General features: G+C 47.1%; 32 protein-coding genes. 30 read left to right on the top strand and 2 right to left on the bottom strand.

Annotated features, from left to right (window positions below):
• Window positions 1-6 precede the first annotated feature (6 nt).
• From G5B47_RS02525 to G5B47_RS02395, 28 genes are all read left to right on the top strand, one after another.
• Complete coding sequence (locus tag G5B47_RS02525) at window positions 7-1,074, top strand: baseplate J/gp47 family protein (RefSeq protein ID WP_165093962.1); 1,068 nt, start codon at window positions 7-9, stop codon at window positions 1,072-1,074.
• Window positions 1,067-1,618 carry a putative phage tail protein gene (locus G5B47_RS02520; RefSeq protein WP_165093959.1) on the top strand — a complete coding sequence of 184 codons (552 nt, stop codon included), beginning with the start codon at window positions 1,067-1,069 and terminating at the stop codon, window positions 1,616-1,618. The genes G5B47_RS02525 and G5B47_RS02520 overlap by 8 nt, the downstream gene beginning before the upstream one ends.
• Window positions 1,615-2,928, top strand: coding sequence for a hypothetical protein (locus G5B47_RS02515; RefSeq protein WP_165093956.1), 1,314 nt, complete (start codon window positions 1,615-1,617; stop codon window positions 2,926-2,928). Before G5B47_RS02520 ends, G5B47_RS02515 begins: the two co-directional genes overlap by 4 nt.
• A gap of 15 nt (window positions 2,929-2,943) precedes the next feature.
• A complete protein-coding gene (locus tag G5B47_RS02510) occupies window positions 2,944-3,405 on the top strand; it encodes a hypothetical protein (RefSeq protein WP_328804425.1) in 462 nt (153 codons plus the stop codon).
• Window positions 3,406-3,407: 2 nt separating this feature from the next.
• Window positions 3,408-3,548 (top strand): CD1375 family protein, encoded by a 141-nt coding sequence (locus G5B47_RS02505; RefSeq protein ID WP_165093953.1) that lies wholly within the window; start codon window positions 3,408-3,410, stop codon window positions 3,546-3,548.
• 143 nt (window positions 3,549-3,691) lie between these two features.
• Window positions 3,692-6,037, top strand: coding sequence for a hypothetical protein (locus tag G5B47_RS02500; RefSeq protein ID WP_165093951.1), 2,346 nt, complete (start codon window positions 3,692-3,694; stop codon window positions 6,035-6,037).
• A 70-nt stretch (window positions 6,038-6,107) separates the two neighbouring features.
• Window positions 6,108-6,560 carry a hypothetical protein gene (locus tag G5B47_RS02495; protein ID WP_165093948.1) on the top strand — a complete coding sequence of 151 codons (453 nt, stop codon included), beginning with the start codon at window positions 6,108-6,110 and terminating at the stop codon, window positions 6,558-6,560.
• A gap of 3 nt (window positions 6,561-6,563) precedes the next feature.
• Entirely contained in the window at window positions 6,564-7,775 is a 1,212-nt protein-coding gene (locus G5B47_RS02490) for an SGNH/GDSL hydrolase family protein (protein ID WP_165093945.1), read from the top strand.
• An 81-nt stretch (window positions 7,776-7,856) separates the two neighbouring features.
• Window positions 7,857-8,306: a phage holin family protein gene (locus tag G5B47_RS02485; protein WP_165093942.1), complete on the top strand. Its 450-nt coding sequence runs from the start codon at window positions 7,857-7,859 to the stop codon at window positions 8,304-8,306.
• 17 nt (window positions 8,307-8,323) lie between these two features.
• Window positions 8,324-8,962 carry a lysozyme gene (locus tag G5B47_RS02480; RefSeq protein ID WP_165093940.1) on the top strand — a complete coding sequence of 213 codons (639 nt, stop codon included), beginning with the start codon at window positions 8,324-8,326 and terminating at the stop codon, window positions 8,960-8,962.
• Between the two features lie 466 nt (window positions 8,963-9,428).
• On the top strand, window positions 9,429-10,469 hold the full coding sequence (locus G5B47_RS02475) for a tyrosine-type recombinase/integrase (protein WP_165093937.1): 1,041 nt from the start codon (window positions 9,429-9,431) through the stop codon (window positions 10,467-10,469).
• Window positions 10,470-11,295: 826 nt separating this feature from the next.
• Window positions 11,296-11,946, top strand: coding sequence for a sigma-70 family RNA polymerase sigma factor (locus tag G5B47_RS02470; RefSeq protein WP_165093935.1), 651 nt, complete (start codon window positions 11,296-11,298; stop codon window positions 11,944-11,946).
• Window positions 11,947-11,968: 22 nt separating this feature from the next.
• Window positions 11,969-12,379 (top strand): DUF1642 domain-containing protein, encoded by a 411-nt coding sequence (locus G5B47_RS02465; protein WP_165093932.1) that lies wholly within the window; start codon window positions 11,969-11,971, stop codon window positions 12,377-12,379.
• Entirely contained in the window at window positions 12,379-12,792 is a 414-nt protein-coding gene (locus tag G5B47_RS02460; RefSeq protein ID WP_165093930.1) for a hypothetical protein, read from the top strand. The genes G5B47_RS02465 and G5B47_RS02460 overlap by 1 nt, the downstream gene beginning before the upstream one ends.
• A gap of 52 nt (window positions 12,793-12,844) precedes the next feature.
• Entirely contained in the window at window positions 12,845-13,273 is a 429-nt protein-coding gene (locus G5B47_RS02455; protein WP_165093928.1) for a BC1872 family protein, read from the top strand.
• Window positions 13,260-13,577, top strand: coding sequence for a hypothetical protein (locus tag G5B47_RS02450; protein ID WP_165093925.1), 318 nt, complete (start codon window positions 13,260-13,262; stop codon window positions 13,575-13,577). The genes G5B47_RS02455 and G5B47_RS02450 overlap by 14 nt, the downstream gene beginning before the upstream one ends.
• A 160-nt stretch (window positions 13,578-13,737) precedes the next feature.
• Entirely contained in the window at window positions 13,738-13,920 is a 183-nt protein-coding gene (locus G5B47_RS02445) for a hypothetical protein (protein ID WP_165093923.1), read from the top strand.
• Window positions 13,907-14,128 (top strand): hypothetical protein, encoded by a 222-nt coding sequence (locus G5B47_RS02440; protein ID WP_165093920.1) that lies wholly within the window; start codon window positions 13,907-13,909, stop codon window positions 14,126-14,128. The genes G5B47_RS02445 and G5B47_RS02440 overlap by 14 nt, the downstream gene beginning before the upstream one ends.
• Window positions 14,128-14,331 (top strand): hypothetical protein, encoded by a 204-nt coding sequence (locus G5B47_RS02435; protein WP_165093918.1) that lies wholly within the window; start codon window positions 14,128-14,130, stop codon window positions 14,329-14,331. Before G5B47_RS02440 ends, G5B47_RS02435 begins: the two co-directional genes overlap by 1 nt.
• A gap of 61 nt (window positions 14,332-14,392) precedes the next feature.
• Complete coding sequence (locus G5B47_RS02430) at window positions 14,393-14,560, top strand: hypothetical protein (protein ID WP_165093915.1); 168 nt, start codon at window positions 14,393-14,395, stop codon at window positions 14,558-14,560.
• A 367-nt stretch (window positions 14,561-14,927) separates the two neighbouring features.
• On the top strand, window positions 14,928-15,311 hold the full coding sequence (locus G5B47_RS02425; RefSeq protein WP_165093913.1) for a hypothetical protein: 384 nt from the start codon (window positions 14,928-14,930) through the stop codon (window positions 15,309-15,311).
• Window positions 15,305-15,553 (top strand): hypothetical protein, encoded by a 249-nt coding sequence (locus tag G5B47_RS02420; protein ID WP_165093910.1) that lies wholly within the window; start codon window positions 15,305-15,307, stop codon window positions 15,551-15,553. Before G5B47_RS02425 ends, G5B47_RS02420 begins: the two co-directional genes overlap by 7 nt.
• Window positions 15,546-15,791 (top strand): hypothetical protein, encoded by a 246-nt coding sequence (locus G5B47_RS02415; protein WP_165093907.1) that lies wholly within the window; start codon window positions 15,546-15,548, stop codon window positions 15,789-15,791. Before G5B47_RS02420 ends, G5B47_RS02415 begins: the two co-directional genes overlap by 8 nt.
• Window positions 15,751-16,188 (top strand): hypothetical protein, encoded by a 438-nt coding sequence (locus G5B47_RS02410; protein WP_235957065.1) that lies wholly within the window; start codon window positions 15,751-15,753, stop codon window positions 16,186-16,188. The genes G5B47_RS02415 and G5B47_RS02410 overlap by 41 nt, the downstream gene beginning before the upstream one ends.
• Window positions 16,189-16,203: 15 nt before the next feature.
• Window positions 16,204-16,482: an IDEAL domain-containing protein gene (locus G5B47_RS02405; RefSeq protein WP_165093904.1), complete on the top strand. Its 279-nt coding sequence runs from the start codon at window positions 16,204-16,206 to the stop codon at window positions 16,480-16,482.
• Window positions 16,483-16,649: 167 nt separating this feature from the next.
• On the top strand, window positions 16,650-17,276 hold the full coding sequence (locus tag G5B47_RS26125) for an HNH endonuclease (protein ID WP_407945211.1): 627 nt from the start codon (window positions 16,650-16,652) through the stop codon (window positions 17,274-17,276).
• A complete protein-coding gene (locus tag G5B47_RS02400) occupies window positions 17,263-18,051 on the top strand; it encodes a P-loop NTPase family protein (protein ID WP_165093901.1) in 789 nt (262 codons plus the stop codon). The genes G5B47_RS26125 and G5B47_RS02400 overlap by 14 nt, the downstream gene beginning before the upstream one ends.
• 239 nt (window positions 18,052-18,290) lie before the next feature.
• A complete protein-coding gene (locus G5B47_RS02395; RefSeq protein WP_165093898.1) occupies window positions 18,291-19,661 on the top strand; it encodes an AAA family ATPase in 1,371 nt (456 codons plus the stop codon).
• A gap of 5 nt (window positions 19,662-19,666) precedes the next feature.
• On the opposite strand, the gene G5B47_RS02390 is transcribed toward G5B47_RS02395, so the two are convergent.
• Window positions 19,667-19,885, bottom strand: a complete 219-nt coding sequence (locus G5B47_RS02390) for a helix-turn-helix domain-containing protein (protein WP_165093895.1) — start codon at window positions 19,883-19,885, stop codon at window positions 19,667-19,669.
• A gap of 135 nt (window positions 19,886-20,020) precedes the next feature.
• On the opposite strand from G5B47_RS02390, the gene G5B47_RS02385 reads away from it, so the two are divergent.
• Window positions 20,021-20,980, top strand: coding sequence for a toprim domain-containing protein (locus G5B47_RS02385; RefSeq protein WP_165093893.1), 960 nt, complete (start codon window positions 20,021-20,023; stop codon window positions 20,978-20,980).
• A gap of 42 nt (window positions 20,981-21,022) precedes the next feature.
• Here G5B47_RS02385 and G5B47_RS02380 read toward each other — a convergent pair whose 3' ends face one another.
• On the bottom strand, window positions 21,023-21,277 hold the full coding sequence (locus tag G5B47_RS02380) for a helix-turn-helix domain-containing protein (protein WP_165093890.1): 255 nt from the start codon (window positions 21,275-21,277) through the stop codon (window positions 21,023-21,025).
• A 140-nt stretch (window positions 21,278-21,417) separates the two neighbouring features.
• Between G5B47_RS02380 and G5B47_RS02375 the strand changes: the two genes are divergently transcribed.
• On the top strand, window positions 21,418-21,969 hold the full coding sequence (locus G5B47_RS02375) for a hypothetical protein (RefSeq protein ID WP_165093887.1): 552 nt from the start codon (window positions 21,418-21,420) through the stop codon (window positions 21,967-21,969).
• Window positions 21,970-22,069: the final 100 nt, after the last annotated feature.

The following is a 22,069-nucleotide window of genomic DNA, read 5'->3' as shown; positions in this document are numbered from 1 at the left end:
GGTGCAGTGGCTACTCTTAATGATATCTATCAGCAACTTATTAACCAAATCAGCGACGACTACGACAAAACCGAGGGCTATCTGATCAGCGACATGATGAGATCTGTTTCAATCGTCTTTGCTGATCTGTATACAAAGCAGGAAGAGATCGAATCATTGCTTGATGTAGACAAACTATCAGGCGATCAACTAACAAAGTTCGTTCTCCAGCGGCGGGGAATCAAGCGAAATGAGGCCACTTATGCTGTTGGTCAAGTCAGCGTAACAGGTAACGGGGCTGTCAATATAGGGGACTTATTCGAGGTAGCAAATGGTATCCAGTTTCGCGCAACAGAAACCAAGACAATTACGGACAATGGGATCGTAAATATAGAGTGCGTAACGGCTGGCAGTGTTGGTAATGTGCCAGCGAACCAGATTAGACAGATGCCAGTCACGCTATCAGGCATCACAGCAGTAACCAATCCGGTAGCAACACATGATGGTTATGAAGCTGAAACCGATAATATCTTACGTACTAGATACTACGAATCACTTCAGCAAACAGCAACAAGTGGCAACGTTAGTCATTACAAAGCTTGGGCTAAATCGATTAGTGGGGTAGGGTCTGTTAAAGTCTTCCCTGTAGATAATGGTGTTCAAGGTGGAATTGCCGAAGTGGATATTGTAATTATTGATCAGGATAAACTCCCGGCAAGCACAACACTCGTTAGTGAAGTACAAGAATACATAGACCCCAATAGTGAAGGATTAGGTTACGGACAAGCACCCATCGGAGCTAAGTGTTATGTCTATGCGGCAACAACTAAGACGCTGGATATTACCTTATCGATTACAAAATCAAGTGAATACACAGATGCACAAGTTCTACAAAACATAACCGATTCGATTACCTCATATATAGAGGGTATTGCTTTCCAAACTACCTATGTAAGCGAAGCAAAGATTGGATCAGCCATTTTGGACAGTGCAGGAGTAGAGGACTATTCTAATCTACTCATTAACGGGCAATCGGGAAATGTTACAGTTGGCGAACGTGAGGTTCCCTTTCTAGGAGATGTGGCCATTGTATAAAGACACCCTGACAAAAAATCTACATAAACTCGTTCGTACTGATTCTTTAACCAACGAAATTAACGGATCGATTGGCCTTACAATGGATAACTTTGATGAGCGTATGGATGACTTTTCGGCACAGCTTGACATTGATACAGCTACATGGGCATTACCCGTGTACGAAAACGAACTTGGCATTGTAACTGATGTAATTAAATCACTCACTGAGCGCAGAGAGCAAATTGTATCTATGTGGAGGGTAACAGGTAAGACAGGTGCAGCCGAAATTAAGCTTGTTGCTAACTCCTATACACATGGAGACGTTGACGTTTACCTTGATAATGGGGTAACAGTGGAGTTTACCAATATGTATGGAGTCCCATCAAATATCGATGATCTTAAAAAGGTTGTACGTGCTATGACACCAGCACATTTACGAGTTAACTATGTCTTTAAGTACTATACATACGCAGAAATGAAGACAACGGGACTAACATACGAACAAATAGCACAAACAGGATTAACATACGAACAAATAACAAATAGGGGGCTAATTACTTGACAACAACCTCAAATTACAACCTTCCCTTAATTCTAGATAATTCAATAAATGATGTGAAAAGGGATACAAATGCTTTAGCGAATGCTGTTGACTCAGCGATTGCTACTACAGCAGGATCTATCCGTAACGATATTGGTGTTATGGGTGATTTAACAACAGCGGATAAAAATTCTCTCGTTGAGGCTGTAAATGAAGTACATACAAAGGCGACTCCTCATCTTGGAACAACTACTAATAGTGGTGATTCCTATAGTATTACTACAACTGAGTCAATTGCAGCAAATCGCAAATTTACGATTAAATTTAATGCAGCATCTTCTACTGTTCCAACTTTAAAAATTAATTCTGGTACAGCATCAGCAATTAAAAAAGCGAATGGTAACAATGCAAAACTATACGCTAGTGTATACACACTATTTTGGGATGGAACAAATTTTACCCTGTTGGGTGAAGGGGGTGAGTATGGAACTGCCGGAGCAGCAGACGTACTTGCAGGAAAAACGGTAGGTACAGATACTGGATTAGTTACGGGAACAATACCATCTCGTGCGAACGATCAATATTCATCCAGTTTTTATACCAATGGTTCTGGAGACTTGGTTACAGGATTTCCGACAGGAGCTTATTTAAACAACTCTGGTTTTGGAGCTGGTATTGCGTCTGCCACTATAAATGATCCCGATTTTATAGCTGCCAATATCCGCTCTGATAAAAATATCTTTGGATTACAGGGTTCAATACCTGTTATTACTTCTGGATCTGACCCAGCCCAAGGTGTTGGTCAGTGGCCCGATGGCGGGTTGGCGGTATATCCCTCGGAAGGTTACAGAAAGGGTGGGGCAGGAGCGGGAGAGATAAAAGTGTCCGTAACTCAATTACAATCAGCAGAACCCGATCTATCTGCAGGAAACATAAGAAGTGGTGTTACGATATATGGGGTTACTGGTAACGTAACTCCTAGACAGTATGCGGCTGGTACAGTGTCTCCTGACGCTGGAACATACAATGCTGGAATCCGTGAAGGATCTTATCAGATGAACCGGATTAGTGTAACGGGTTTAAGTTTTAATCCTAACATATTTCGTGTTAGATTTAAGGCTGATGGCGTTTGGAGTACATCAGTGATGTGTGATATTTGGGGTTATGGCTTAGGCTGTTTCGTTACTTGGTGGTGGAATAACGAATATTGGGCAACTGAGGTCGTAACTGGTTGGGCAGGCGGAACAGATATCCAAATGAGCGCATCGCTATGCAGAGCAATGGTTGGTACTGGTTCTATAACAGAAATTACATGGGAAGCTTGGTCCTAATAGGGAGGATAAATAATGGAAATTGGAAGAAAAATTTATTTTGATAAGATTACTGGAAATGTCCTTCAAGACATCGGACAACGTTCTGGAGAAGTAGTAGAAACAACACAAGAACAAGACTTTGAAGTTTATCAAATTTTAAAAGAGCGTATACAAGAAACTGTTGGAGTTATTCAATTGGATTATAACCAGTACATTGAAGATTTTGGACAATGCACTGGTTATCGTGTTAATACTGAAACTTTAGAATTAGAATTTAGCTATCCCGACCCAAACCAAGAAGAGACACAAACACCTGTTTTCCAAAAAGCATTAAGTGTAAGAGTGGCCGAACTAAATGAAGAATTAACAAATACTCAATTAGCACTAGCAGATACATATGAACAGTTGCAATCTTCACAAGAAGAAACAACAAATACGCAAATCGCATTGGTTGATATTTACGAACAATTATTAGCACTTCAAGGGGGTAATTAAAAATGGCAAGAGTATATGGTGATTTAATCAGAAAAAAAGTAAAAACTATTCAACAAGTTCCAGCAGGATTAAGAACAGATACAATTGCTTATCTAAATAGTCTTGGACTTGATGAAAATGGAAATCCAATTGTACAGGAATAAAATAAAGCATAAGTGCCCACCTAAGCTCTACTATATTAACGCATATGGCTATTAATTAGCCGCTTAATACATGTAATGCCCAAGAGACTATTATGTGAAATAGTCTCTTTTTTGTTGGTCATTTTTTAGAAAGGAGCAAGTTAGTGACAAATAAGAAAGTTGAATTACAGTTGCTAAATGAACAAGGTCAAGTCGTTGAAATTGTTTCACCACAAACTGAAGCCGTTGCGGTCAAAATGGCTAATGGTAACAATGTGGAAGATGAAATAACACAGTTAAAATATAATGGTTCTGGAAGCACAACTGGTAATTTAATTGATATAAAACAATACAACATTAGCGCTTCTGGTGTTATTACAACTGGTAATACACAAGCTGGATCAAATATCTTAACCGTTACGTCTACAGATAGTTTCATCGTTGGTCAAGATATAGCCATTGAAAATGCAGCAAATGTTAAGGCTTTAAATTTTATTAAGGTAGCAACCAAACCAGTATCATCAGGAATAATAACATTAACGTGTGGTACTCTAACAGCACAATACAACATTGTAACCAAACAACAAATATTTGATTTAACATTTCACGGAACTAGTGAAAGAACAGGTCAATTTGGTATATCTCTCGAATGGAATACAAAATACATAAATTTATATCAAGGTGAAACCGCAGAAGTATTTGCCAATCGTATTGCCACAGACCCATATTTCACCAATTTATGGGAAGGTTGGACAATAAGCTCTCCGGCAGCTGGAGTTGTAAGATTTACATCCGTTGAATGTGGCTCTAGAAAGTATGGAGCACAAGTTTTCGGATTCGGTGATTTATGGGGTGAATTCGCAGAAATTCAAGAGGGAACGGGTAGTATTGGATCTGTTAAGGGTACCTTGGAATGGGGGCCCAATATTCCCGGATGGATAAAATGGAGTAACGCTGATAATACTTTGGCATACGAATGCAGTATAGCAGGCCCACAGCCCGAAATAACCTATGATGCAGGAACCACAGGAGTTACACTTGTCATAACCAACATGATGGATGGTATTGATGAACTCGTTACAAAAATTGTAGATGTTAATTCATTGACCAATAAAATTACAATGCAAGATGTTGCTAATTATACAGTAAGCAATACTTCTGTAAGACATGACGATACGCGAGGTATCCAAGCGGCAATTGATTATTGCTTCGATCACGGCGGCGGCAGAATTGCCTTACCTGAAGGCATCTACAGATTCACTCGTTTATGGATGAAGGATCACGTAACAATTGCGGGGACAGATCGTTCCAGTACGATATTGAGGAATCATGAAAGAGTATGGCCTTCTATTAAAGCAATTGGCGAAGGAAGTTCTAATACTGACCCTAGAAATGAATATATAGATACATGGGGATTGCACTCTCTCACAATTGATTCTGCTTATACTGGTGATGTATCCACTCTTCCCTTCACTCGAATAGCTTTAGAAATGTTTTTGTGTCACACAGTTACAGTTGTTGACGTAGATGTGCGAAATCACTTTATTGGAGTATCAGAGCGTTGTAGTTGGTACACTCACTTTGAAAATGTAAAAGTAGAAGGCTGTTATAATGGGTGGCAAGTACCCTATTTCCAAGTGTCGGCTACACCATCCAACCATATTAATTGCACTATTAAAGACAACAAAGGTATGGGAATGTATCTAAATTCACCAGACGTCTTTAATTGGGTCGGAGGCGCTATTGAGCGTAATGCTGGAGGCGGCGTTTTAATCCAAGGCGGTCAAACTCGTACAGTCACATTTGATACGGTAAATCTAGAATCAAATGGTGGTATTCCAGTAGAAATAGGTGATGATGATGGCAATGCACCAACTGGTATATGCTTTAGAAACTGTAGTTTCAAACACTGGGACGGAGTAAAGCAAGATGTTGCAATTAAACTTCATCGTATTGTGGGATTCGAATTAACATCGCCTAAATTCTTTAATTATAATGTTGCCATTGATTTATCAACTGGTAATAGTAGTTTTGTTGTTACCAATCCTAGCTTCGATGGATGCAACAATTATTACAAATTCGAAGGAGGCATTTTAAATTCTACTTACTATCTCTGTCTCAAAGGAGACTGGGATGGGATAATTGGTCAAACAAGTACAGGTTGGAGTCAACTTCTGCCCACAACCAAAACGATTAGTTTAGCACAAGTTGCCGATCACATGGCACAACTAACTACTTCCACTTTATTGACCAATTATAGTTTAGTAACAGCAATTCCAGGTCTTTCAATTCCAGCTAATTCTACAATAGATATTGACCTATCATTTACAGGTGCTGCTATTAATGATGATGTCAGAGTTATTATAGACAATATGGCATCGGGTCTTGTTTGGAATGCATGGATAGCAGAAGTAAATAAAGTTAAACTGCGTATTGCTAATATTACTACAACTTCTATCGCAATTGCGGAAACTCACAATATAAGAATGACAGTTACTAAATTCAGTTGAATTAATATTAGTGCTTTTATATTTGCCCTCATTATATGTGAGGGTGTATTTTTTATGAGGAGATGAATAAATGGACACAGGATTTATTTATGATTCGCATACTGGCAAAGTACATAGACCCAATGGAACTATAGTTGAAGGATCAAACGGTATTAATAATGATGGAAGCCGAAATGTTTATGTGGTCGGTGGAAGCATGGGGAGTGGTGGTACTCCTGAAGCTATTACTTTTATGGATTCAGTCACTAGCACAACTACTAGCAGTTATACAGTTAATAACAAATCAAAAATCACTCTTGAAATATATGGAACAGCAACATCCGCAACTGTGAATTTTAAAGCAGTTGGGCCAAGCGGAACCAGTCGTGCAATGTCTGGTGTTAGAATATCTGACTTTGGAGTTGCTACATCTGGTACTTTGGGAGAGATATGGCAGTTTGATGTTACTGGATTAACTTCGTTTATTGTCGAAGTAGCTTCTATTTCTGGTGGGAATGTTTCGGTTAAGGGAACGGTGGTGTAACAAATGGATTTAATAACACTTGGAGCAGCTAAAACATCAATCGCAGATGCTGCGGGCATTAGTGGCTCTGGCCTCTTTAATCCATCAATCGATGCACAATTTACGAACACATCAACAACGGATAGTGCATATGTTTTCCTATCATTCATGTTTACGAATCCGTTTAAGTCTGTAGGTGGCACCTATAACCTCTCTTTTGATTTAACGGCAACATCGGGTGTGTCTTCATCGGCTGGGGTACATGTCCGTACTTTCCGTAACAATAGTGGAGATCCCGGTGATTGGGCGAACATTCTCGGAGATATAAATAGCTATACCCCCAATATGGTTGGAGGAAAAATTAGCTACAAGAATAGTATCACATTGGCCGCAGCCAACTATGACTTTATGAAGGTCGTTATCTCCATGCCTAAGTCTGCATCATCCGGCATTAACCTAGATATAAAGAATCTACAGATTAAAGTAAATGGAATCAATCTTTGTGGCAGTTTAGTAACCATAGGTATGATGTATGGTTCTTCTACTATAACCTACACAAAGCCCAAGCGCCTTGCTACAACAGGTTATGTAGATACTAAAACAAACGGGACATGGGCTGGTAAGAAAATCTTAATCTCAGGCGATAGCATTACCGATCTTGCTACACCCGAACGTAAATACATCTATGTGATTCAAGATCAGATCGGATGCACGGTTCTTAATGATGGTCGTAGTGGTACAGGCTATCTAAATGCTACTCCAATTTATAATCGTCTCTCAGGTTTAGACAGTACGGCAGACTTGGTTCTTTTCTTTGCAGGAACCAATGACTTCTTTAACGGCGGAGGCGTTGATCTTGGTACGCCTGCCGATACAGGCACAACCACCTTCTATGGTGCAGTAGATAACGCGTATCGTAATGCTATCGCCAAATGGCCGTTGAAGACAATTGCTGTTATTACGCCACTTCCGCGTACAGGCATGAACACAGCTAACTCCAAGGGATTTATTCTGAAGGATTATGTCGATGCAATTAAGATTGTAGCGGCGCGTTACTCCTTGCCTGTCCTCGACTTGTTTAATGGTAGTAGCTTCAATATCACCAGCACCACTTTCGTAGCCAACTATACATACGGAGGAGCAGGAACAGTGGGTACAGGGGATGGTCTTCATCCAAATACAGCATGGCACATTATTTTAGCGCGGAAGGTATTGGCTTTTTTGAATCAACTTTAAAATAGGTGAAGACAAATTTCCTACAATTCGAACCATATTTAATTGGTTCAGGTTGTTTTTTTAATTTTGGAGGCTAAATAAATGAATGAAAATTTTATGAAAATATTCCTTGCGGTAGGCAGCTATATAATCGCCTATGCGTTTGGAGGCTGGAATGACGCACTATCATTTCTCTGTTTTTTGGTGGCCTTAGACTGCTTCACAGGTCTATCGGCTGCTTATTATGAGGGCAAGAAACATCCGAATGACTCCACTAAAGGATTGAACTCTAACCGAGGTTTCTGGGGCATTCTCAAAAAAGTCCTTATGTTTACGGTTATTGCTGTTCTTTATAGAGTAGACCAACTACTTGGACTTGAGGGCAATCTAAGCCTTATGGTTGGAGCTACTTTTTTCTATCTCGGCAATGAGTTAATTAGCTTGGCCGAGAATTACGGACGGATGGATCTTCCTATGCCTGAACAAATGAAGAAGGCAATTGCTGTGCTGAAGGGTAAATCAGAGGTTGCAGAACATACAGAAAACCAATAAGGAATAAGGAGATATATATGAGTAGAAAAATATCTCAAGCAGGGATTAACCTCATAAAGTCATTTGAAGGTTGCAGGTTAAAGGCTTATAAACCTGTACCAACCGAAACTTATTACACGATTGGATATGGCCACTACGGTTCAGATGTTACAAAGGGAATGACAATCACTCAGGCTCAGGCAGACAGTTTACTTGTTAGTGATTTGGCTAAGTATGAAGCCTATGTTAATGATGCATCATATGTACCAGTTACGGCACAACTTACTCAGAATCAATTCGATGCACTGGTAAGCTTCTGTTACAACTGTGGATCTGGAAACCTTCGTACCCTATGTAAAGAAAGAACTGTAGCGCAGATTGGTGAGAACATCACTAATTATAATAAATCCAGTGGTACAGTTCTTGCTGGATTGGTGAAGCGTCGTAAGGCTGAACTAGAATTATTTAATAAAGTTGATCAAGTTCAGGCTGTAACTGAAACTGAGACGAAAGAAGATGATAACGTGCAAGCCGTAAAGGCGATCATTACCAAGGACAATTCGGTGGTTGAAGGATTCCTTAAGGATGGAAAAGGATTTGTTTCTGTAGAGATACTGAAGGAACTGGGACATAAAGTTTCGTGGGATAATGTAAATAAGAAATACTATGTGAGTTGAGATGAGAGGGTATATGTCGATTATGGCATATGCCCTTTTTTTGTCTTTAAATAGACTACATAGGTGCGCGGCAAAAATTTGCATAGGTGAGCGCCTATACGGTAAAATGATGTTAAGCGATGGTTTATAGCTGAAATTTAATATATGTAGAACGTTGATTCTCGCAAGCATTTAGTGTGTGTTAACCTCAGATTTTGCTTGCAAGAGGGGATCGGTAAGTCGTATAATAATATTTGTCGCTAATGCGATTCGATCTGCAGAAGACGTACATACCATCGGGGTATGGCGCAGTCTGGTAGCGCGCACCCTTGGGGTGTCCCGCAGTAATTTCACGCTATAATCTCGTCAATATTCCCGTCACATTGCGGTGGATGTCTCGTTGGACGTCCGCAGTTGTGCGGTCATTACATACGCAATTGTTCGCGCCTTTGTCAGCGGTAAATAACCGTTGAGGAGGCGTTTTTATTTGGATGGACGCGTAGGCAAGCGCGTTAAAAACGATCGGGCAGCGCAGGACAGCGCGAAGCCACTCGCGCACCTATTTGACGTTTTCTATAACGCAAAGGTGGCGGAGGGGCGGTCGCGGCGTACGCTCGAAATGTACCGGGAGAACTTCGCCGCCTTCTGCGCTTACCTGGACGACTGCGGACTTGAGCGGTCGCTAACCGCTGTGACACCGGACGTGCTGCGCTCTTATATGGCGTGGATGGCACAAGGTCGGCGTAAGTGGGAGGGACACGCGCACAAGCATGAGCGTAACATGACGGTCGGGCTGTCGCCGGTTACGGTCAATACGCGGATGAAATCGTTACGGACGATGTTTAAGTTCCTGGAGGATGACGGTCAGATTTCTAACGACCCGTGCGCAAAGGTGCGTAAGATGAAGGAACCGGAAAAGGAAACGGAGATACTGACGGTCGACGAACTGCAGCGCCTACTCAAAGCGCCAGACCAGCGAACGTACGCCGGATTTCGGGACTACGTCGCGATGAACGTATTGATTGACGGATTCTTCCGTATAAATGAGGTGCTGACGTTACGGACCGGGGACGTCGATTTGCATACCGGAATGGTGACAGTGAAGGAGACGGTAGCGAAGTCAAGAAAGGCGCGGTACGTACCGTTGCAAAAGCGGACGCTCCGATTACTGCGCGACTTGATCGATGAGAACGCTGATTTTGAGACGGACGCGATCTTCCTTACAAATTACGGCGGAGCGCTTACGGACGATCAATTTCGGAATCGGCTAAAGGAGCACGCAGAGAGGTCGGGGCTGACCGTTAACATTTATCCGCATTTGTTCCGCCATACTAGCGCTACCTTGTTTCTGGAAAACGGCGGAAGCGAGCGGTATCTAGCGGAAATACTCGGACATGCCGATATGCGGATGATCATGCGCTATACCCACCTTTCGCGCAGGAAGTCCGTTAAGGACCAGCACGATCAGTATTCGCCAATTAACGATGTTGTCGGAAAGTTGGCGAGAGAGCGGAAAACGAGGCGGTAATCAATAAGCGTAATCTCTTCGGAGGTTGCGCTTATTTTTTTTTTTGACGGTATGTCCCAATCCGCGAAATCACTGTCCGTATGTAAGTGTAAGGACAACGGAAGGGAGGCGTAGATATATGAGCGAAAAGCGAGCGCGAGGTAAACGCGTTGAAATCGTAAAGATAACGGTAGCCGGTCCTGATGAAGTGGCCGCGTAGACACTAACGCGTAACAACGCTAGTTACCGGTTTGCACTTTGTGTATACTGACGAACGATATCGGAGTTCACTTACGTTTCCAATTCCGTAGCCTCCCGCCACCAACACGCCAAAATCCGCTCCCTTACGTATCGCCGTAAAATCACCGTGAAATTAGCGCTCTAAATACACGGGAGGCATAAACGTACCCCCTCGCTATCAGAACGCGTAATTCAACGGTAATTCACGGCGAAATCACGGAGGCGGACGGCAGGGTACAGGTGGGGCTGCGGAAATAGGTCGGGGCGGAGGCGCATCGGGTACGGTTTTATCTTTAGGTTTAAAGATTGGACGCACATATCCTTGTTATATAACCCTTTAGCGCGCTAATCTTTGATATTCGGGACGGATTGGTCTTTATCCGGTCCGTAACGAAGTTATGAACGTAGTGAATAACTGAGTTAAGATCTTAATCTTTAGATCTTAAGTTCTTAAAGATATCTTTTTATAACACATTTACCGCGTTTTGTCAACGTTAAGTTTAAAAACTTTTCGATGACAACTCGCCAGCGCCGTAATTACCAATTGTTCCGCGCCAATTCATTTGCACTTATTTACACTTTTACTAACGGAGGTATCAACGCCATCATGAACGTTTATCCAGACAACCCGCTACTTGGACCGCGCTCCGAATTTATAACCGCTAATCTCGGTCTCGCACATAAGGCCGCCCAACGCTTTCGCGGAGCCTGTTACGCAACGAACACGCCGCTCGACGATATTATCTCGGAAGGCTACGTCGGACTCATTCGCGCTTACGACGGATATAGCGATCCCACATACGAGTTCGCCACCTACGCCACAGAGACGATAAACGGGTACATGCGGAACTATTTCCGCAGGGGAACCGGACCCGTCCGCATTCCGAAAGAGATTACTCCGATCGTCAACCGCCTGGCCCGCGCCGGCCTCGAAGGTGAAGCCCCCGAAACGGTAGCGCAAGAACTCGGCATTAGCGTACGGCTCGCGGAAAAGGCGCTGTACTGCGCTACTGTCCGCAACTGCGGCGACATGCCTGCCGATGATAAGCGCGGCAACACGGACGATTACAGCGGCGTTTTTGCCGACGCGTTCCTGGCGCGATTGCGACCGAAACCGCGCCGCATTGTCCGGTTGCTGACGGAAGGCTATACGCAGACTGAGGCGGCCAAAGCGATCGGCATAACGTCGCAGGCCGTGAGTCAGACCGTTAAACGCGTACGGGCGGAGTACGAACGTTACGAAAGAATTCCAGCGTAAATTAAAACGAGGAGGAATCGAAATGGCAAACGAAATTAAACCGGTAGTAATCCCGCGTGAGGTTGCGCAGGCAATCGAGGTAATGCGGTCAGAGTTCGCGACTACCTGCGCTTATTCTAACGAGGACATTGCGCGTGTGTACACAGATTCGAGGTATAGCGACTCTCTAGCCAAGTCTATCCGCAAACTCCCGTTCGACACTCTTATGCGCGCTCTGCTCGACGGGTACGAGCGTGAGCGTACGCCAGAGGAAACCGTAGCGGAGATTTACCGAAAATTATCCGCATCCGCCGATCAGGAGCGGAGGGCATATAACGGAGAACCGACGCAGTACCTTATGGCAGCCTTGGCGGTAAAGCGGGTTCTCGACGTACTCGGCATCGTAATCCCCGGCGTTAACGTCCCGGAACAAACGGAAGGAGGCGCTGCCTAATGCCGCTTAACGCACAAATCACGCCAAACTACGCCATCGTTTCTGACGACGCTGCCCGCAACTTTATCGTAAAGGAACGCCGCACCGTTGACCCAACGAAAGCGCCCAGCTACAAAGCGGTAGAGGGTGCGCCGGCTCCTGCATTGTCCGAACGTTGGGTAGACGCTGCCTATTATCCGGTCAGTACGGAAGGCTTGCGCGGGGCTCTCGATTACGTACGGTTTAAGAGCGCGGTAGGCGCGGACGCAACGTCAATCGCGGAGTTCATAGCGCTGCTTCAAGCGGAGACGCTTCGTATAACAAGCGCGTTGGAATCGGCGGTAGACACTTGGCCGGAAATACGCGTCGAAACAGCGTTGAAACAACGTGCAATTAGCGTCGATAAGCTGGGCGGAGTATTAGCGGAAGGGTAGCGCGAACCAGCGCTGATTTGCGCTGAAAAATAACGAAATGGAGGCGGTATATTTGAAACGCGAAGAGATTATCGCAAAGTGGGCGGGGATGACTGCGCGGGAACGTGACGCGTGGGTGGCTCAGGCGGTTATGGGATGGCGCAGAGTTATGCGGCCAGGCGGCGGCGGCGGAGGATTTGTCGGATGGCAGGACGCAGAGGGACGGCTCGCAGCGTTCGAGACTGATTATTCTCTAACCGTGGATGCTCGCGATTGTTTCCAGCCGAGCACGGACACTCACGCAGCGTGGGCGGTGTTTGACCAACACGAATACGTAGAGGTTGCGCGCATACCGGGCGGAACAGTCTCCTACGCGGTACGTATAAACGGAATCGACGGGAGCATCCGCGCAATAATACAGAAACCGACGTTTCCGGAAGCGATATGCCTCGCCGCACTCATCGCTAAATTAACGGAGGTGTCTGCGAATGAGTCTGCGTAAATTCCCCGTAACAGCGCCGGACGGGACGGAGTTTCGCGTGGAGATTGAGGAGATTGACGACTACTTCCACGGACGGATCGCGCAGGTATCGTTACACATTCCGGTAAAGAGACGTAAGTTTCAGCGTATGTTTACGAAAGTATTCCGCAGCATAGTTGACTACGACCACATGGAACCGGATTACGTACGTATGGCTACGCAAACGTTGACGGAATACTCCGATCGCGAGCGCAAGAAGGCAGAAGATGAGGCACGACGGAAAGCGGCCGCCAAACGTTTCGCGGAATGGGACGGTACACTTTGACGCTTTAACGTGCTCACGCCGCATTAATGCACACAAATGCAACACGGTTTTTGCTATCGTTATTTATGAAGGAGGTCGCGTAAGTGAAATTCGAAAGTGTAGCGGACATCATCGAACATTATAGCGCCAAAAGCGGCGCAGACGCAAAGGGAGGACGCTAATGGCACTCGGAGATGAGCACGCGAAGTTGATTGCAGAAGCACGCGAGATTCCGGAAGTGGCTGCGGCCCTTGACGCAGATAAAGCGGCTTGGGATAGCGGAGAGACTCCGGAACAGTGGTTAGCGCGATTCAATGCGGAGTATAGCGGCTACGTAGAGGAGGACGTTAATGAAACCGATTAGACCGACGCAAGACCGCTCGTGGCTGACGCGAATTGAACGTATTGGCGCATGGTTCCTGCGCATTTATCTACTAGTCGGCGTCGTGTCCGCGCTGATTGCGTGGTGCCTCATGCCGATGACGATGCCGGAATTTGCGTTGTGGGTTGCGGGAGCTCCGTCGATATTGATTATCGTACCTATTGCATGGATAACGGGAGGGATTTCGTGATGAACTGGTTCTTATTCGCGTCGGTTATCATATGGGCGGCCGCACTTACTTCGGTAATTGGCGCAATTGTGCTTGGAATGATAGTTAGCGAGGAAAGTTACCGGATGTCAAAACGTGCTGTACGCTGGTCTGTCGTAGGGATGGCGGTGCTTACGCTCATTTTCGTGCTATCAGCCGCAACGATTGTCGGAGCGGGGATGTGACGCTATGAGCGGATACGGGTCGGGCGGAAGGTTATCGATATTATAACGGAGGTGAAACGCGATGTTCGACTTAGGACGCGGATTCATACTGTATCTCGCAGGAAAAGCGTTGCTGTGTGCGGGAATGATCGCGACAATTGTATGCGTAATCGCTGGCGCTGACGTTGGGACGCTCGTATCTATCGGAGTAATGGTTATTGGCGCGGCTCTTGCGCTGGAAGGAGCGTGACGCAGATGACAAACGAAGAAATCCGCGAGTTTAACGTATGGCTGTTCGACAATCCGCAGTATCAGACGTTGAGCTGGCGGGATGCAGTTGCGCTGTTTAACGATCTGCAAAAAAGTTGAAAACGTGCGTGCGGCGTAGTATTCGGGTGAAAACGGGAGACAGTAGGAAATTGGTAGCTGGAAATTTGTCCGAATTTACTTTATCCAATCTTAACAAATGGTATCAAACATCTCAAATAGTTTATTCTGTCCTAACATATCTTAATCAAAATTTCCAGCAAAATAAGCACATCAGTTCTGTAAAACCGTCGAATTTGGCGTTTTACCATTTCGCACCTATCAATTTATACTCGGAGGTGTCAAACGGAATGACAACGGAAACGAAACGTGATTTACACGCAGACTTAGCGATCTGCAGCGCGGCGACTAGCGGTGGGTGGTATTTAAACGTAGCGAACGATGAACACTGCGGAGCGTTTTACGCAGACGACGGAAGCATCGTAATGGATTTCGGAGCCGCGCCAAATGCGTATGACCAGGTGTGCGGGGATGCGCCTTCTCCGGAGGACGCAGTGTTCATCGCCGAAGCGCGCACCGGATGGCCTCACGCCATTGAGCGGGCGATTAATGCGGAGCGTTGGCTTCTGGCGCTGGTCGAAGCGCTCGAACGCGGTGATATTGCGCAGACGCGGCTATCTAGCGGAACAGACTACGTTGTTTACTGCGCAAAGAAGGCGGTGGGCCGATGGTAGGCGGTATTAGAGACGAGGTGCTGCGTGACCTGCAGGATAGCGCGTCTATGTACTTGCGTATGTACGAGGCTGAGCGTACTTCAAGCGCTCAATTACGTAGCCGTGCGGATGCGGCCGATGCGGATGTCGAACGTCTACGCGCCGCACTAGAACGCGCAAAATACTACGTTGACCGCGAAGCGTATATTCCAGCCGCGCTGATTATCGATGACGCGTTGCGGGAGGTGATCGCGCGTGTTTGATCGTGCGGATATTTGCGTAGGCCGCGTGTACCGCAGCGCTCGCGGAACCGTACGCCGTGTAGACAAAATCGTAATTATTGGCGTGGACGGTCGAGGTTATCTATTCGACGTACACTATACGCGATTAGGGACGAACAGGCGCGGAGTGACTTGCGAATACAATTTCGCTAAATGGGCGGTGGAGGAGGTGAGCGCTGATGGCACCACGCAAGAAAGCGTCAGACAAGGCGCAGCCTAAACCGCGAATCACCGCCGAACAACGCCGCGATTGGCGGAACCTGCCTCTCGAACACTGGAACACGGCGACCGTACACGCGATGGTCATCGAACTCAACGCGGAGAAATTTGCGGTTGAGAAATACGTTCCGTTACGCGGATGGGGATTTGAGCAAGGCGCAGTTAAACGGGCGCTATCCGAATACGGAGCGCAGCCCTTGCGCGAGACAATCGAACGTGCCTTCGTGGAATATCGGCCGACGCGTGAGTATCCGCAGTTAACAGCGGGATTCCTAATCGCGTACATGCTTCCGCGAATCATGCCGCAAGTCTTGGCGAACAGGCAACGTCAGGAACGGGCGGAGCAGGCGGTAGTTAACGGCGGGATGACGGCGGATGAGATTGCGGACTTCTTATAACGGGAGGAATGCGGTATGGAAGACGTAGAAATTGGCGATTGGGTAACGGCTGATGTGAGCGGAAAGCTGTACGTAGGATTCGTTACGAAATTAGGAACGTACGTCACATTCGTCCAAGTTACGCACCCGCCCGAATACGCCGGCGAGACGTTCCGCCCAACTCACGCGAATGTGCGGCCGTTCAATCCGGACTTTGTCGCAGCGGAAGACCTGACGGCGCTAATCGACATTGCGCTTGACGTCGGTGATCGCGAGTGGTTTGCGGAGCTGACCGAAAGAAGAGAAGCTGCCTAAGGCATAAAAATTAGCAAGCATACGAGCGGGCCAGTAAAGCGGAGGAGGTGTTAGGTTCTGTGGAAAAGACACCGGGCATTAAGAAGACGTTTAGCGAGGTAAATCAGTTCTTTTATGAGCACGGCTGCATTCTACTAGAAACCGAGTATAGGAACTGTAGAACGCCAATGCGGTTTACGTGTTCATGCGGGCGTGAAGGGTTGCGGAGTTTTTCAAAATTTCGAAGGTACCCAAACTGCCGTAGGTGTGGACATGAAATATCCGCGAGTAAAAAGACCTTGAGTTACTCCAGTGTGAAAGAGGAACTTGAAGGTCGCGGACTTAAGCTTTTATCTACTCAGTACGACGGTGTCGATGTTCCGTTACAGTACGTCTGTACTTGCGGGAGAACTGCATGGAGTTCTTTAAGTAACATTAGGCAGGGATGTTTGTGTAAGGGGTGCTTACCCGACAGGACATCCGGTGTTAAAAGTCCGACATTTAACCAAAAGATGTCTACTGAAGAGCGCCTTAAGAAACGGGCCTTTACTGAATATCGGATTTGGCGCAGATCGGTGCGCGAGCGGGATGCTTATATGTGTGTTAGATGCGGTAGTAAATCCGGAGGTATGTGTGCACACCACCTAGACGGATACGAGTGGTGCTTAGATAGAAGAACTGACGTGACAAACGGGGTGACATTATGCACTCAGTGTCATCGGGCTTTTCATAAAGCATACGGCCGTTTAAGAAATACGAAAGAGCAGTTTTATGAGTGGATGAGTGGAGGTGCAGCCAGAAATGACGCAGCTTAACTGTATCCTGAAAGAGCAATGCTCCTTATATGAGACTCCGAGATGTGTTGCGATATGTCCGTCATACATTGCAGTGATGGGGCACAATGGCACCGGAGGACGGATCGGCGCGGCGGGCGTACCGGCGGATTACCGCAAGATTACGCTGCAGAACTCGCCGGCGCGCGAAGTAATGGCGAAGGGCAAGGACCGCGAGTACCGCGCGTATTCCGTGGTAGAGACGTACGTCAAGACTTTCGCGCGGCAATTCGGTGACGCGGAAGAGGAGCGCATTAAATCGCTGTATCTGTATAGCGCGGAGCCCGGCACCGGTAAGACTACGACAGCGGCTGCGATCCTTAACGAATACATTATCCGCCAATATATTGGTTCGATCCAACGGAACAGGCAACCGTTGGAACGTCCCGCGTACTTTCTCGATGTGAACGCATGGCAAACGCTATTCCTCGGATTTACGCGGCCGGGAGTACCGCAGGAAACAGCCGAACGTCACGCCGCCGAATACTACGCAATGGAGGAGAAAGCGAAGCGGACACCGTTCGTTGTACTGGACGATATCGGAGTACGGACCGCGTCCGAGGCATTTCGCGCGGACTTGCACAGCATCGTTAATCATCGGGTAGCGAACGCATTGCCGACCGTTTACACGAGTAACGTTGCGATCGGCGATTTGGCAGCGGTATTTGACGCAAGGCTTGCGGACCGTGTTCGGGATATGTGCGTAGAGATTACGTTTGTTGGCGAAAGTAAGCGCGGCATACGCAAAAGTGCCTAAATAACGAGTAATAAGGAGCTACGTTAAGATAACGGGAGTTTCCAGTTAATTAGGACTATAGTTCGACAAAAACCGCCAAGAGCTAAGATAAACAGATCAGTTAATCGTATTAATTATTTCCTAATGCCGTCCAAATATTTATATATAATCCCAAACGTGTCGAAACTAGGACCGGAAATATGGCCTAATTTACGGTTTGGTCGGTCATTGGCGCAGGAGTACAATAGGAGGTGTAACGTATGGCAGCGCACGGACAGCAATTACTATCGAAGATTATCGACACCGGCGACGTCCAAGCAATTACGCGGCTCGGAATCAAGCGTACAGACTATGCAACGGACGGAGAGCGGCTCGCCCACGACTTCGTAGTCAAGTACGCAGCAGAGAACGCCGGCGCAGCGCCTTCACTCGCAACGTTCGTAACGGAGTTCCCGGACGACGTTTGCGCATATATACCGAGCGTGACGGATTCGTTCGAATACCTTGCGCGAGAGATCAAGAACGCGGCCGGTAAGCGGGCGATAGCGGAAGTTCTCGGAGATGCGGGACTGCAGGACGAATTTGACGGCAAGAGTGCGGAAGAGTTTGCGGGCGACTTGACGAAAAAGCTCGAACGGATTAAAATGGAAACACGAACGGGCGTTCGTAGTTTGGTAAGCATTACCGAACAAAGGGAACGCTTCGAAGCAGAGTTTGACCGACGAAAGGCCGGAGAGTCGTTCCGAATCTGGCCGTCAAAGTTTCCATCCATTAATACGGAGATCGGCGGGGGATACATGTCATCGAACATGTACGTATGGTACGGACGCTCCGGACGAGGAAAGTCGATATTCGTAATGGAGGAAGCAATTGAGTCCGCGTTCAACGGGGCGACTGTGTTAATATGGGCGTTGGAAATGTCGTGGTATGAGTGGGTGGCTCGTTTCTGCTCGTCGGCAAGCGCCCGGCTCGGCACGTTTAACGCCAACTTTAACGGAGCGGATTACGCAGCAGGGTTCGAAAATCGATCGCTGCTGACGGGGAAGCTCGACGGAGAAACTGAGACTAGCTTCCGGGATTTTTTGCGACAGCTTAACGGCATGATAAGCGGGAAAATAATTGTGAAGGCGATCAATGACCCAGACTTTACTACGAAGACTGTGAACGAGTTGGAGGCTCAGATACTTGAAACGGAAGCGGACGTGGTTGTCGTCGATCCTGTATATTACATGGACTTCGAAGCAAATACGTCGAAGACAACCGGAGGTGACCTAGCGGCCACATCAAAGAAACTACGGATAATGACCGGCAGGGCCGAAGTGGTGTTACATGCCATAACGCAGGCAGATGAGACGGATAAAGAGAGCGACGATGATGAGGCCGTCCGTGAATTGATGCCCCCGCGCCGTAAGGAGCTATCAAAGGCTAAACAACTACTTCACGATGCTGCGAACACTATCGGAATCGATACGAATGCGCGCGAAGGGCGCGGGGTTATTATGTTGCGCAAGGGACGATCGGGCGGCGAGGACTTTCGTGCCGAAGTCGTGTTTCTGCCGAATTACGGCATCGTACAGGAGATCGACACGGCGGGACAGGCTGCGCAATTTGCGGATGTGAGCGGGTTTTAACGGATCTACTCGTCTCTTTCCCGCCCGTATATGTATTCGATGCTTACGCCGAGGATGTCGGCAACTTGCGGTATTAGGTCAATTGGCCATTTGCGGCGGCCTGAGTCATAGCCGCTGATCGCTTGCTTCGATATTCCGAGCTTCCGCGCAAGTTCTTGCGCTTCTAGGCCACGAGCCTCACGCGCCCGCTTGATATTCTCTGCGACGATTTGACTATAAGGCATTTATTCCACCTCTTGACAGTTGGCGTAATGAGGAATATTATGTATTCGTAGTCAGTATTCAAAACGCGTACTGACTACCTACAAGCAAATAATACAGTAATAAATGGAAAAGTTCAATAGGAGGGAGGTTATCCGATGTTACGCGAAATCAACGCCGACGCTTTAGATGCCGAAATAGGACGATACCCCTGGCGCAATGTCATCCCGCATGCAACGAAACTGATCGCAAGTTCTCCGTTCGGCTTGCGTAGTGATAATGCGCCTTCTTTTTTTGTTAACGTAGATCGCTCGTCGCAGTTTTACGGCTGCTGGTCGGACAAGGGCGCAGTCGACCCGGAATGGCAGAGCGGAGGGCCTATACGCCTATATGCGTTCCTGAGAAATATAACGTACGAGGAAGCCCGTGAAATTTTATACGAAGTCCCCGGCGCTGACACACGGCCGGAACTACGGATTAGGATTCGCGCTAAGGGTCCGCCGTCCCAGCGAAAGCCCATCGACATTACCCCGTACATAGCGCAAGAGGTTCCGTACTTAACTAGACGAGGTATAGCGCCGGTCATTCAGCGCCTTTACCGGTGCGGATTTGATGCGCAGAAAAATGCGGTTGTGATGCCGTGGGCGGGGCCGCGCGGCGACATTCTTAACGCGAAGTGGCGGGCAACGTGGGGAAAGGCGTTTTGGTATGCGAAGGGCGGAGCGCCAGTCAAGAATATGATTTACGGAATTGACGTCGCCTACCGAAGAAATATAAAGCGGGCTGTGATCGGAGAGGCCGAGATTTGCGCAATGACTGCGGCCAGTGCGGGTACGTTCGGCCTAGCGGTCGGTGGCAGCGAGTTTACGGACGCTAAAGCGGAATTGTTGCGGCGGAGTCCGATCGAGGAGCTACTGATTGCGGGCGATAACGACGCGGCTGGCGAAAAGCTGCGGTGGGAGATCGAACGGAAGATGAGCGGGTACGTACGACTCAAAATCGTACGAGTTCCGGACGGAGCGAAGGACTTAAATGCGGCGGGGATTGCGGCAACTAGAGAAGCGTGCGAAGCTGCAGAGCGAGTTTATGCGGTTGGCGTGCGTTTAAATGTACGCTAGATGTCGTCAAATTTGGCGACATTCTGGCCGGTGCGAACGAATTTACTCGCTCGCTACCGACTTCGGTGTTACCGGCAAAGTCTCGCTCCATTCGTATAGTTCATACGGAGAAGCAAGTTCCAGAGCCTCCGCTATTGTGCGCAGCTTGTCGAGGCCCATAACGCCGACCTCGTCTCGGTTGTTTATCCATTTGCCGATCTGCTTGCGGTCAATTCCAGTCCGCCTAGCTAATTCGGCTTGCGACATCCTGCGCTCTTTTAGTAACGTCCGAAGTCGGCATTCGCCGACAACGTACATTGATTACCTCCATAAAAAAAATAACCTCAAAAATATTTTAGCACAATGTCCCAATATTAAAAACTGCTGTCCGTATGTAAGTGTAAGGCAAACAATTAGGAAAGAGGTTGGCGAATCTGAATAAGGAACAACTAAACAAAATGGCGCTAGACGCAAAGTACGGTTCAGACAAGGCCTTGTGGGATGTGTTGGCGCACTTTCACGGTTATGTCACGAACCTGTCGGACAAGTACCGAAACATGCTGCGTAGTCAGCAGGATTACGAGGAAGATTGCTTTAAGCGGATTGAAGAGGCGGTAAAAACTTACGATCCGAAGCGCGGCAACTTCGAGGCGCACGCTTTGGCTAAGATACGCGAGCGAACGCGGAGATGGCAGAAGAGAAACATCGCTAGAACGCGAGGAGCTGTCGTAATCTCGATCAACCGGGAAATCGACGATAACGAATACGATATCGTAGACGAGTTGGCGCTCGTAGATGATAACGTCCTATTAAACGAAAGAATCACCGGATTGGCGTCCGGTGACCCGAGGAAATTGGCGATTCTTAAATCTTGGACGGAACCTTACTTTAACGACTCAACAACCGCATCTCTGTTGGCGCAGAGGCTCGGAGGTAAAGAGGAGACGCACCGTAAGGCCATCGGAAGATTTAGAACCGAGTGTCAAAAAGCGTTGGCGTACGCAATCTGACCTGTTTATCGCGGAACGGGCTATCAGGCACGAAGTCCGTTCCAACTTGATTATAACACATAGTTGATAATAATTCTTATGTATAGTTTACCCAAATAAT

Origin of the sequence: Paenibacillus apii (assembly GCF_011043685.1) — a bacterium.
Taxonomy (GTDB): domain Bacteria; phylum Bacillota; class Bacilli; order Paenibacillales; family Paenibacillaceae; genus Paenibacillus_AQ; species Paenibacillus_AQ sabinae.
The sequence above is the reverse complement of the archived record's forward strand: the minus strand, read 5'-3'. Positions and strand labels throughout refer to the sequence as shown.